This window comes from Lysinibacillus sp. HST-98 (assembly GCF_016757845.1).
Lineage (GTDB): Bacteria > Bacillota > Bacilli > Bacillales_A > Planococcaceae > Lysinibacillus > Lysinibacillus capsici.
Window position 1 is genome coordinate 254,744 of record NZ_JAENHX010000002.1, and the last position, 12,330, is coordinate 267,073.

The following is a 12,330-nucleotide window of genomic DNA, read 5'->3' on the forward strand; positions in this document are numbered from 1 at the left end:
GACTTATTCGTCTAGCTCTTTTCTTATATCTTTTATATAAAGGAGGTACTTATGAAATGTGTAATTTATGTCCGTGTTAGTACAGATGAACAAGCTAGGCACGGATATTCTATTGCAGCACAAATTGAAAAGTTAGAAGCATATTGCATCTCTCAAGGTTGGGAAATGGTGAAACAATTCATAGATGACGGTTACTCAGCTAAAGATTTAAACCGCCCACAATTTAAAGAGATGATGAATATTGTAAAAAAAGGTGGGATTGATGTTGTATTAGTCTATCGATTAGACAGATTAACTCGATCTGTTGTTGACCTTTACTCAATCTTACAAGAGTTAGACAAATACGATTGTAAGTTTAAAAGTGCAACAGAAGTTTATGATACAACTAATGCTATGGGACGTTTATTCATTACACTTGTTGCAGCCATAGCACAATGGGAACGCGAAAACACAGCAGAACGTGTGAGAATGGGAATGGAAAAGAAAATTAAGTTAGGTCTATGGAAGGGTGGAACTCCACCATATGGATACAAAATAGTAGATAAACAGCTAGTTGTTAACGAAAATGAAGTCGGAGTTGTAAAAGAAGTATTTGAGTTATCCAAGACACTTGGTTTTTACACGATTGCAAAACAATTATCTACTAAAGGCTACCAAACAAGAAAAGGTAGCGATTGGCATGTTGATTCCGTAAGAGATATAGCAAACAATCCCGTTTACGCAGGTTATTTGACATTTAGTGAAAGTCTCAAAGAATATAAAAAGCCTCCTCGCGAACAAAACTTATACGAAGGTAATCACGATAAAATAATATCAAGAGATGAGTTTTGGGCACTACAAGATATATTGGATAAACGAAGAAAATTTGGGGGAAAACGAGAAACGAGCAATTATTATTTTTCATCTATATTAAAATGTGCAAGGTGTGGTCATTCGATGTCTGGGCATAAATCAGGTGATAAAAAGACATATCGATGTTCAGGGAAAAAGGCTGGTAAAAATTGCACTAGTCATATTATTTTAGAGGACAATTTAGTAAAAACAGTGTTTGCTCAATGGGACGAATTAATTGGTGATTTCAAAAGCAGTGAGGGTAAATCGGAATATTCCACAGAACTTCTTTCTACATTAGAAAATGAATTGGCATCTGTTCAAAAATTGATGAAAAAGAAAAAAACTATGTACGAAAATGATGTTATTGATATAGATGAATTAATTCGCGAAACCGAAAAATTGCGTGAGAAGGAAAAGGAATTGCAACGAGAAATAAAGAATATACAGCAAAACAATTCTCGTAATAATGAAGATTTAAAGTCAATAATCAGAAACATCGATAGTTTGTGGTTGCACGCAAATGATTATGAACGTAAACAATTAATGACTATGGTATTTGAACAATTAGTAATTGACACAAAAGATGAATATCATAGTACTAAGCATGCAAGAGAAATCATAATTGTTTCAGCTAAATAATTTGTCTTTCATTGGTGGTGGCACACTGATTCCTTGGGCTTTAATTCCAGCAGCTGCTATTTGTAATGTCAGCCCATTTGAGCTAGCAAGACGAAATTTAATTCCTGTAGTCATTGGTCTGATTGTGACAACGATAGTTGCTGTATTTTTGATTTAATTCGATAAAATTGTAAAGAGATGGTCACTAGATTATCAGTAGCCATCTCTTTCACTCTCCGTATAATACTTTTGTAAAATGTCATAAAACATTTCTTTTAGTTGAGATTTTTTCATGCCTAAAATATAAGCCTCTAACAATAATTGCTCCACATTCATAGCTATTTGGTGAAATGAAATAGTCGTAGCTTTATTAGGATCTACGATAACAAATGCTCTAGAATGAGGTTTAATGGTGATGATCCCTTTTTTTTGAAGCTCTTTGTAGCTTTTATGAACTGTATGCAGATTGAGGTTTGTTTGTGCCGCTAGCTGGCGAATAGAAGGCAAATGGTCCCCCTTTTTTAAGCTTCCAGTCGCTATGGATAAAAGCAGCTGCTGTGCGAGTTGTTGATAATATGGAATTTTGCTTCTTCGATTTACTTTTACATTCATTTGTCGAGGATTTCCTCCATATTAAAATTTCTTTTTGGCAATCAAATGATGCATGATAGCCATCATGCATAGGACAAGTAATAGTGTGACAACAATATGAAAGCTATACCATGTTTCTATGTCACCTGTCATTATTATCGTTGTAGCATACAAACTATTACTAGCTGGATTTATGACATCTAAGAATGGATGTAAGCCAGCACAAAAACGACAAATAAATAAGACCCCAATACTGATTAAAGCAATAAATGGAGTACTATTAAAAAATGTACTCATCATGACAACAAATGTAATGACAAACAACAGCCAAATACAATAAAATGCTAAAGCTATCAATGCGCGCGTTATCGGTACAGAGGTAAATAAATACGACGTATAGCCAAGGGACATTACATAGCCAAGCGTAATACATAGGACAGCTAAAACATAATGAGTAAGCAGTTTACTGTTTAAGTAGGATGTGATTGATACTGGCCTTGTTAAAATGAATGCCATCATCCCATTGGCTTTTTCTCCTTGAATAATTCCCATCGTTGCAATAACAAGTATGATTATACCTAATTGATCAAATTGCGAATTAAGGGTTGAAGCAAGCACTTCTTCTCCTCTTGGCTTTGCCATTGTTGGATCAATTATAATCCCTTCTATACCACCCATTGATTGTAAAATAGCAGGCAAGAAATACATCATAATCGGCTGAGTTAAACCTAGGAGGATATAGACGATTGGTAGCCAAACGACTTTATATTCCTTTGTCATTTGATTCATTTCTTTTTTACTTAGTGCGATAAACGTATTCACTTAATATTACACCACCAATTCTAAAAATATTTCTTCTAAGCTTTCTTGAAGGCCAAGATCAAACTTTGTAAATAGTACATTTGAATCCAATCCGTACTGTAGCAATCGATGGGCATCTGCTTCCAAGTGATTGACATATACTTTAAAACCATCCCCACAATTTTCGACTTTCTTTACATAAGGTAAATGTTCAATCGTTGTTAGCCACTTTACATCTTTCTTTTGAACCGCCAAAAAGATTGCTGAATCTTGATAGCGATTAAGTAACTCTAATTTTGTTGCATCTTCTATTTTGTAACCATTTTTAATGACCACAAAGCGTTCACAAACTTCTTCCGCATCGCCTAAAATATGTGTAGAAAGTAGTATGGTCGTTTCTTTTTTTATGTCTTTTAATAGATTCAGCACTTCACGTCTACCGATTGGATCTAGGGCTGATACGGGTTCATCCATAATGACGAAAGCTGGCTTGTGTAATAAAGCTTGTGCGATACCAAGACGCTGTTTCATACCTCCTGAAAATGTTCCAACATGAGCATGTGCTTCTTTTCCTAAGCCCACCTTTTCCAGAAGAATTGGAATATCTTTTTGTAATTGATTTTTCGAAATACCAGAAAGTGTCCCCATAAAGGCTAAAGTTTCAGATGCTGTCATCCACGAAAAGAAATTAGGATACTGTGGTAAATAACCAATATGATTTTTCATCTTTGAAATTTTTTGTCCATCAAGTACAATGCCCCCTTCATCTGCATGAAGAATATCAGCAATAATCTGAATTAATGTGGATTTCCCTGCCCCGTTTGGTCCAATAAGCCCTACACATTCATTCGAATCTATAACCATTGAAAAACTACTTACTGCCGTTTTCTGTTTAAATTTTTTCGTTATATTATTAATTTCTAAGCGCACGTTTATTGACATCCTTTCTACCTATCACGAAATATAGAACAGAACCAATTGTATTAAAGAACAAAATAATAATGGCCCACATTAGTATGTTTTCTCTGCTGTCTCTATGTTTATATAAATCTATGAGTGCAACAGTGATAAGTAAAAAACCTACAAGTACAAATGGTAAAAGGATTGGTAGTATGCTTGCCCAATCAATTTGATTTAAGTCTTCAAAACCATAGTGTAATTTCATTTTTATAACCCCTTTCATTATCATTATCAATAATGATAACAAAAGAATGAAAAAATTTCATTACCTTTTTACTGTACATCTTTTAAAAAACGCTATAGTATATTTTTTGATAATGTTCTCAAATTGATAACATTTGAATGCTTCCCTTGATACTATCTCATTTTCTGGTAGGAGGATCGGTTTATGCGTAATAAAGCAGAGGTATTAATGCACCCTGTGAGAATGAAAATTTTACAAGCTCTGATGCACAATAAAGAAGAGGGTTTAAGCACATTGGAGATGATTTCTATTATTAAAGATGTACCACAAGCCACTCTATATCGTCATATCCAAATTTTAGTCGATGAAAATATTATTAAAATTGTGAAAGAGCGAAAAGTTCGTTCTGTTACAGAGAAGTTTTATGCATTAAATGAAGGAGCAGCAAAACTTAGTAAGGAGGATTGGACGCAACTCACAACCAAGCAAAAATTAAATTATATTTCCTACTATCAATTGGCTTTACTATCACAATATCAAAATTATTTACATTCACTTGATGAAAAAGAAAGCACAACAGATTTAGCAACTTTTTCTTTAATCGACTTAACGTTAACGGACGATCAATTCAAAAACTTTGAAATTGAATTAAACGATTTATTAACTAAATACTATAATATGACCGACTCAGATAAAGGTTTTGAAACTAAAACTATTGCTTTAAATATTATTCCAAAACCATAGGTACTATTGACGTAAAGAAATGGAGAAGATTTATGAAAAAAGGAAAGTCACTAGAAAATATACGAAAATTAATTATGATCATTATTGGGGCAGTTATAGCCGCTTATGGACTAGAGGCCGTGTTAATTCCGAATGCTGTCATTGATGGCGGTGTAACAGGTCTTAGTATTATGGGCGCGCACCTCTTTGGTATCCCATTAGGCGTACTGCTCTTTGTATTAAATATCCCGTTCATTTATATTGGCTACAAGCAAGTTGGAAAAACCTTTGCCTTAATGAGTAGTGCTGGTATTGCAGCTTTATCGATTTCTACAGTGCTTTTACATGACGTCAAAACCATTTTAGGCCCAAATGACCCCCTCCTAATTGTTTTATCTGGTGGTATGCTTCTTGGTGTGGGGATTGGGATTGTCCTACGAAATGGTGGCGCTTTAGATGGCTCAGAGGTTTTAGCTGTATTATTGTCACGTAAGATTCCATTTTCAGTCGGCGATATTATATTATTTATCAATGCCTTTATTTTCATAGGGGCAAGCTTTATCTTTGGCTTAGAGAGTGCTCTTTACTCAGCGTTAACTTACTATATTGCCAAAAATGTTATCGATATAATCCAAGTTGGTTTAGAAAAATCAAAAGAAGTTCGTGTGGTTAGTGGAAAATCCGAGGAGATTGGAGACGCTATTCAAGCCCGTTTAGGCCGTGGTGTTACCTATACACATGGACGTGGTGGTTTCTCCAATGAACCAACAGAAATCTTAAACTGTGTCATTAACCGTATGGAAGAAAATAAATTAGTTTCGATTATTAAAGACATCGACGAAGGCGCTTTTGTTGTCATTTCTGATGTGTCAGAAGTTCGTGGTGGTAACTTTAAGAAACGAGATATCCATTAATTTCAAAGTAAGTAAGGTGCAACATACCTTACTTACTTTTTTTAGTTGCTTCTATCATATTTTATGCCACCTATTAAACATAATCCTCCCAGCATTACTACTAAGGAAGCCCCAACTAAGGCGTACTGATAGCTATTTGTGTAGCTTGCAAGTGTTCCTGCAATGGATGGACCAATCATTTGTCCGAGCGCATAGCCAGCGGTTAAATAGCCTATCATTTGATGACTATTAACTGGTGCAAGTTTCCTCGCTAATGTTGTACAAACAGTTGTAATTCCCATAAAGGTTGCCCCAAAAATAAAGGCACTAGCATAAAGGGTCATCGAATTTGTAGCTAGCGCAGGTAAAATAATACCAATCGCTTGCAGTAGCATAGAGATGAGCAAAATTTTCACATAGCCATAACGCTGTGCTAGCTTAGACCAGACGATACATGAGGGAATTGCTGCAACACCCACAACAAACCATACAAAGGCTGCATCTCCATGAAAGCTTGTCGACTCCTGTGCAATTGATACAATAAATGTGCCTGTGACAATATAGCCAAGTCCCTCTAAGCTATAAGCGATGATTAACCATTTCATCCAAGACTGAGGAGGCGTTTTCTGTGAAATTATCTGGCTTTCCACTAGTTGTTTACTTGGTGTAATAGGCTTGATGAATAGCACAATCAAGACAAACAATACAATACTAAATAAAGCTAATACGATCCAAGTTCCATTCCAATGGAAAACTGCTTGGATTGGTGAAACAATCACCGCACTTAATGCAATCCCTACTCCCACCCCACTATAGAACAGCCCCGATAGATGCATATGACTACTGCTAGCTAACTGGTCTAGTATTAGGCTTGTTATAACAACAAAAATAAAAGCACTCACAACCCCCGAGATAAATCGTAAGAAATACCAAATGATGATTGCATTTGTAAAGCCCATGAAGGCTGTTGTTAAAATGCTGATAACAAGGGTAATTTGCAAAAAGAGGATTCGTTTATTCCCTATTGGTAAACGGCCTGCCACCCAGGCTCCAACCAAATAGCCTAAGTAATTACTCGTTGCTAAGTAACCTGCTGTTGCTCGACTAAATTCAAAAGCTTCTTGCATATAAGGTAAAATAACCGTATACGAAAAACGGCCGATCCCCATAGCGATTACTAAAGCAAAAATGCCCCCGATTAAATAACGTACAGTTTGCTTGTGCATATCATCACTCCTTCTATTTCACTATATCGAATATCTAGGTATCAAAAATAGATCCAATTCTTTATAATAAGTATCAATAAAATTGATAGCTGGAGGACATATGAATATTAATGATTTAACAATTTTTCGAACAGTCGTACAAACAGGTAGCTTTTCTAAAGCTGCCACGGCACTTAATTACACGCAATCCAACATCTCTATGAAAATACAAAGTCTTGAGGCACTCTACGAAACAACCTTTTTTTATCGTGGACATCGAGGGATACAGCTAACACCAAAAGGAGAACAATTCTACGAGTTAGTCCTAAAAATGCTTCATCTCTATGAAAAAACCTTTGAGATCATACATGATACGGAGGAACAACGAGGCGTTTTACGAATTGGTTCAATGGAAACAACTGCTGCATTACATTTACCAACTTTGTTAAGCACATTTCATCAAGCGTATGAACAAGTGGATATCACCATATTAACAAGCCCTTCTCAGTACAATATTGAACGGGTAGAAAACTATGAACTAGATGGCGCATTTGTTACTGGACCTATTTATAGAGAAAATATAATGATGAAAGAGTTTGTCTGTGAAGAGCTTGTTATTCTCACTTCTAGCAAGCATAAGCCTATTAAGCATCTCCAAGATTTAGAGGGAAGCACCGTGATTACATTCCGCCATGGCTGTTCCTATCGAGCCATCCTGGAACATTGGTTACATGAAGAAGGAGTTCAACCACAAAATCGAATGGAGCTTGGTACGCTTGACGGTATTATTGGCTGTGTTACTGCTGGGTTAGGTATTACCTTACTACCACGTGCCATTGCAGAAAAACATATGGCAATACAAGCATTAACATTGCACAAGATAAAGAACAAGCAGGCACATATTCCTACATGGTTTATTTATCGTAAGGACGAAGTACAATCCCCCATCCTAATGTATTTTTTAGAAGCTATAGAAGCTTATAACTATCCGACAGTTTGAGGGTTCTATCCGTCAATTTTAGGAATTTATTCCGTCCGTTTAATAATTCTATCCTTCCCCGAATAAAAAAGCTGTTCAGCAGATTATCTCCTCTGAACAGCTTTATATTAGGCAATAACGGTTTCCGCTATGTTAGAAGCATGATCACCGATTCTTTCTAAATTACTCACAATATCCGCAAATACAATACCTGCTGAACCTGAGCAAACTCCTTCATTTAATCGCTTAATATGCAATTTACGTAAACGTCTCTCCATATTATCAATTTCATTTTCTTTTTCTATCACTTGCTGTGCTAATGAAAGATCACGCTTATCAAGGGATTCGATAGACATTTTCACAGTATCTAATGTAAAAACAAACATATCTTCTAATTCCTTCATCGCTTGTTCACTTAACCGAACGCGATTACTATCCTTGTATTGCAGAAGCTCAATTATATTTTCTACATGATCACCAATTCGTTCGATATCACGAATATTTTCAAATAAGGCATGGTGCACTTGGGAATCATGGGTTGATAAAGATTGTTTTGATAACTCCACTAAATATTCCGTTGATTTGCGATCTAAATTATTAATGGCTTCTTCCAATTGGCCGACCTTGCCGATTAACTTAGCATCATCCGTCTTCAAAATCTTTAACGTTTCTTCTAGACCTTGAATACTATACTCACCCATGCGAACTACTTCCATCTTTGCTTGTCCTAATGCCACTGATGGTGATTTGATAATCAAATTTTTATCCAAAAATTTTGGTTTGTATTCAATAACTGAATCTTCGCCTGGAATTAGTTTTGTGACGACATAAGCCCAAACACCTATGAATGGTAATTGAATGATTGTATTAAGGATATTAAACGTTCCATGTGCAAAGGCAATTTGCATTTTCGGCTCTAAATTCAGCACCCCTGCAATCCATTCCACATAGTTTGTAAATAACCCTAATATGAGCATAAAGATAATTGTACCCACTACATTAAATAGCAAATGAGTGGCAGCTGCTCGTTTTGCTGCAATAGAAGCACCTAAAGCGGCTAGAATTGCTGTAATCGTTGTCCCAATATTATCTCCAAACAAGACAGGTAATGCCCCGTGTAAAGTTATTAAATCTTCAGCATAAAGCCCTTGTAATATCCCTACTGTAGCCGAAGAAGATTGAACAATCAGGGTGAATATTGTTCCTACTAATACGCCTAAGATCGGCACATCAGACATTTGTACTGTCAAATCTAAAAATGGTTGCCAATCTCTAAGCGGCTTCATTCCACCACTCATCAGCTCTAAACCAATAAATAAACCTGCAAAGCCAAATAATACTTGCCCCATATTTTGAATGAAACTTTTCTTAAAGAAAAATAAACATATTGCGCCCACTGCCATAATTGGATATGCATAAGCACCCACATCTATTCCTATAATAAATGCTGTAATGGTTGTCCCAATATTAGCACCCATAATCACGCCAATTGCTTGGCGCAGTTTCATAAGTCCTGCGCTCACTAGTCCAACGGTAATAACAGTCGTACCTGAACTTGATTGTATGAGAACTGTAACTACAATACCAACTAGTACACCCATTAATGGGTTTGTTGTAAATTTATCTAAAATATCTCTTAGTCGATCACCTGCAGCCTTCTGCAAGCCATCTCCCATAAATTTAATAGCGAAAAGAAATAAGCCTAACCCTCCAAGAAATTGGAAAATCATCTCCTGTATATTGATAGCCAATCCATTCAACCCTTTCCTTGTTGTCAGACTTTATTATTAATAGTTTTAAGCTAGCTGTACATATCATTTACAATGGATTAATTTAATGTTTACACACCCTTTACAATTAGTCCAAAAAACGGACATATTCAAATCAAATTCAACAAAAAACAAACAAAAAAAACACGAGAAAATCTTTCATAAGATTTTCTCATGTTTTTTTTGACGGCTGAATACATTTCCTTTAGGCTATAATTAGACAGTAGAAAGGAGTTTTCTATGGATATTTTTATCGCTAGTAATTGCCAATTACCTATCCGCTACTATGTGCAGGAAGCAATTTGGATTCGACGTGGCGGTAGTATTAAGCTACCAGATTTAACACTGCCATTTTTCGTCGAAGTAGAGATTAAAAATCAATATAATTTACATATTATTGCAGATTATATTCTGGACTTTCAACGACAATACAAGCAGACAGAAATCCAATTATTAATCAGAAACACAGCTACCCTAGCTACCCTACAAGATATGCTTTCACAACATAAACAAATACAACATGCCATTACTATTCTTCCATTGTAGTCAGTTATGAAGCTGCTAATGGCAATGTGATAATAAAGTACAGTGTCTCGTTTTTGTATTTTGCGTGAATCGTTCCTCCGTGAAGCTCCACTATGCTCTTGGCAATCGCTAGTCCAAGCCCTGAGCCCTCGGTTACATTTGTTCTCGATTGATCTTTTTTATAAAATCTCTCAAATAAACTAGCAAGCTCAACCGATGTAAAGGCATCACTTTGGTTCGCTACACAAATACGCACATGGTTTGCTTGTCCTTCAAGGGAAACCATAATTTTTCCTTCAGCTGTACTATAATTGATGGCATTAATGAGTAGATTATCAAATACTCGTACAATTTTTTCCGAATCCAGGGCAGCAAAAATTCGTTTCTCTGGAAAATGTTTTATAAAAATACGTTGTTTCTCCTCTGCTAATGGTACTAATTCCTCTATTAGTTGTTCGAGCAGCTCATTTACACAAACTTGTTGTCGCATTAAAGTATTTTTGTCATTCGTGAGCTTAGTATACTCAAATAAATCGTCTATTAAATTTTTTAATTGCTCGGATTTAGAAAAGGCTATTTTCAAATATTCGTCATATTGCTCTTTCGTCTCATACTTCTCTTCTCTTAATAAACGCAAATAACCCATGATTGAGGTAAGAGGCGTTCTAAGGTCATGTGAAACATTTGAAATGAGCACGTTTTTTTGTTGTTCAATTTTCCTCTCCATCTCGATACTTGTCATAATTTCTTCTGCCATTTGATTAACATTATCCGTGAGTAAAGCAATTTCATCCTGGCCTTTTTTCTCAATACGAAAGGCTAAATTACCTTTTGCGATTTCCATAACCCCCTCCGCTAATGTCTCAATTTGATTCATTTTGCGTTTTGTTATTGAGAAAAATGATACGATAAACAACATAACACCAATGAAAAAAGGTATGGGGCCTTCATTCGTACTTGTGATGGCTTCTCCTTGTGGAAGCCCACTAACAAAGAAATAATAATTTTTATCTTGTAAAGTTAGTGGCACTATTGTTGTAAACTCCTCACGAGACGTTTCGATCACATGATAGGCATTTTCAAAAGGTTGATTCATTGTAAAGTCCATGACATGCCTTATTTCTTCGTGCAAATCGATTTGTTGCTCCTTTACCTGCTTTGTTTTATATAAGACCTTCCCTGTCTCATCTGTGACAACTATTTTTAATGCATTATCCTCATTTTCTATTTTTCCATTTTCTTGATCGATCAATTCTCTTAATGCTTTAACACTATTTTCTTGAGTTGCCATTGCTGCTGTATCCTGTGCATGATAATACATCATCTTCATACTACCACTATAATCCACAATCACTGTCTCATTGATATTCTCAAAAAATGGCACTATTGCACGTGCCACTAAAAAACTGCCAAGTGCACATAATAAAAACGTTGTAAATAGTTGGATACGAATGCTACGTTGAATTTTATTTTTTATTTTCACACCAATATGCTTTAGAAACCTTGGCCTAAAGAACTTTTTCAACTTTATACCCTACTCCCCATACGGTTTTAATATATTGTGGATTCCTTGAATTTGTCTCAATTCGCTCTCGAATTTTTCGAATATGTACCATTACAGTATTTTCCGATTGAAATGCTTCCTCTTTCCAAACTTTTTCATAGATTTGCTCTGCACTCATGACAATGCCAGGATTACTAACAAGCAATTCCAAAATAGCAAACTCTCTAGGTGTCAGCTTTACTCTTTCATTGTTAACAAAAACTTCATGTGTCGCTGTATTGATACGTAAATCACCAACTTCCAGCTCCTCTTTATTGCTGCTATGTAAGCCACTCATTTTCAGATAGCGACGAAGCTGTGATTTAATGCGGGCAATCAGCTCTAACGGATTAAAGGGCTTCGTCACATAATCATCAGCACCTATTGTTAAACCACCAATCTTATCCATATCTTGAGATTTGGCAGTTAGCATAATAATAGGCATTTCTGCTACTTCTCTTACCTTCATACACATTTTAATGCCATCTACTTTAGGCATCATTAAATCCAATACAATTAAATGTACTTTATGCTTCTTTACTAACTGTAAACCCTCTTCTCCATCACATGCCTCTAACACCTGAAACCCCTCATTTTTCAAATAAATTGAAATCAGATTTCTTATCTCTTTTTCATCATCTACAATTAAAATTGTTTCATTACTCATCTAATCCCACCATTAATCAAATATTTTCCATTCATAAT

The 12,330-nt window shown here is 35.5% G+C and carries 14 protein-coding genes; 6 read left to right on the plus strand and 8 right to left on the minus strand.

Going from position 1 to position 12,330, the window contains the following annotated elements:
- The first annotated feature begins 51 nt into the window (after positions 1-51).
- Both JIN86_RS06870 and JIN86_RS06875 read left to right on the plus strand, forming a co-directional pair.
- Positions 52-1,473 (plus strand): recombinase family protein, encoded by a 1,422-nt coding sequence (locus JIN86_RS06870; RefSeq protein ID WP_202341561.1) that lies wholly within the window; start codon positions 52-54, stop codon positions 1,471-1,473.
- Positions 1,457-1,630: a hypothetical protein gene (locus JIN86_RS06875; protein WP_202341693.1), complete on the plus strand. Its 174-nt coding sequence runs from the start codon at positions 1,457-1,459 to the stop codon at positions 1,628-1,630. The genes JIN86_RS06870 and JIN86_RS06875 overlap by 17 nt, the downstream gene beginning before the upstream one ends.
- Before the next feature lie 35 nt (positions 1,631-1,665).
- On the opposite strand, the gene JIN86_RS06880 is transcribed toward JIN86_RS06875, so the two are convergent.
- From JIN86_RS06880 to JIN86_RS06895, 4 genes are read right to left on the minus strand one after another with little or no spacing between them, the layout of a single operon-like run.
- Positions 1,666-2,064, minus strand: coding sequence for a GntR family transcriptional regulator (locus JIN86_RS06880; protein WP_202341562.1), 399 nt, complete (start codon positions 2,062-2,064; stop codon positions 1,666-1,668).
- A gap of 21 nt (positions 2,065-2,085) precedes the next feature.
- Entirely contained in the window at positions 2,086-2,865 is a 780-nt protein-coding gene (locus JIN86_RS06885) for an ABC transporter permease (RefSeq protein ID WP_004232406.1), read from the minus strand.
- Positions 2,866-2,871: 6 nt separating this feature from the next.
- Positions 2,872-3,774: an ABC transporter ATP-binding protein gene (locus tag JIN86_RS06890; protein ID WP_202341563.1), complete on the minus strand. Its 903-nt coding sequence runs from the start codon at positions 3,772-3,774 to the stop codon at positions 2,872-2,874.
- On the minus strand, positions 3,758-4,009 hold the full coding sequence (locus JIN86_RS06895; protein WP_004232404.1) for a PLD nuclease N-terminal domain-containing protein: 252 nt from the start codon (positions 4,007-4,009) through the stop codon (positions 3,758-3,760). Before JIN86_RS06895 ends, JIN86_RS06890 begins: the two co-directional genes overlap by 17 nt.
- Before the next feature lie 183 nt (positions 4,010-4,192).
- On the opposite strand from JIN86_RS06895, the gene JIN86_RS06900 reads away from it, so the two are divergent.
- On the plus strand, positions 4,193-4,732 hold the full coding sequence (locus JIN86_RS06900; protein ID WP_004232403.1) for a transcriptional regulator: 540 nt from the start codon (positions 4,193-4,195) through the stop codon (positions 4,730-4,732).
- Between the two features lie 32 nt (positions 4,733-4,764).
- A complete protein-coding gene (locus JIN86_RS06905) occupies positions 4,765-5,625 on the plus strand; it encodes a YitT family protein (protein ID WP_004232402.1) in 861 nt (286 codons plus the stop codon).
- A gap of 41 nt (positions 5,626-5,666) precedes the next feature.
- Here JIN86_RS06905 and JIN86_RS06910 read toward each other — a convergent pair whose 3' ends face one another.
- Positions 5,667-6,830 carry a YbfB/YjiJ family MFS transporter gene (locus tag JIN86_RS06910; protein WP_202341564.1) on the minus strand — a complete coding sequence of 388 codons (1,164 nt, stop codon included), beginning with the start codon at positions 6,828-6,830 and terminating at the stop codon, positions 5,667-5,669.
- A gap of 100 nt (positions 6,831-6,930) precedes the next feature.
- Here JIN86_RS06910 and JIN86_RS06915 point away from each other — a divergent pair, with 100 nt between their 5' ends.
- Positions 6,931-7,809, plus strand: coding sequence for a LysR family transcriptional regulator (locus JIN86_RS06915; RefSeq protein WP_202341565.1), 879 nt, complete (start codon positions 6,931-6,933; stop codon positions 7,807-7,809).
- 107 nt (positions 7,810-7,916) lie between these two features.
- On the opposite strand, the gene JIN86_RS06920 is transcribed toward JIN86_RS06915, so the two are convergent.
- Positions 7,917-9,518 carry a Na/Pi cotransporter family protein gene (locus JIN86_RS06920; protein WP_192807177.1) on the minus strand — a complete coding sequence of 534 codons (1,602 nt, stop codon included), beginning with the start codon at positions 9,516-9,518 and terminating at the stop codon, positions 7,917-7,919.
- A gap of 279 nt (positions 9,519-9,797) precedes the next feature.
- Here JIN86_RS06920 and JIN86_RS06925 point away from each other — a divergent pair, with 279 nt between their 5' ends.
- Positions 9,798-10,103: a hypothetical protein gene (locus JIN86_RS06925; protein WP_004232398.1), complete on the plus strand. Its 306-nt coding sequence runs from the start codon at positions 9,798-9,800 to the stop codon at positions 10,101-10,103.
- 4 nt (positions 10,104-10,107) lie between these two features.
- Here JIN86_RS06925 and JIN86_RS06930 read toward each other — a convergent pair whose 3' ends face one another.
- Both JIN86_RS06930 and JIN86_RS06935 read right to left on the minus strand, forming a co-directional pair.
- Positions 10,108-11,607: a HAMP domain-containing sensor histidine kinase gene (locus JIN86_RS06930; protein ID WP_202341566.1), complete on the minus strand. Its 1,500-nt coding sequence runs from the start codon at positions 11,605-11,607 to the stop codon at positions 10,108-10,110.
- Complete coding sequence (locus JIN86_RS06935; RefSeq protein WP_004232396.1) at positions 11,591-12,292, minus strand: response regulator transcription factor; 702 nt, start codon at positions 12,290-12,292, stop codon at positions 11,591-11,593. The genes JIN86_RS06930 and JIN86_RS06935 overlap by 17 nt, the downstream gene beginning before the upstream one ends.
- Positions 12,293-12,330: the final 38 nt, after the last annotated feature.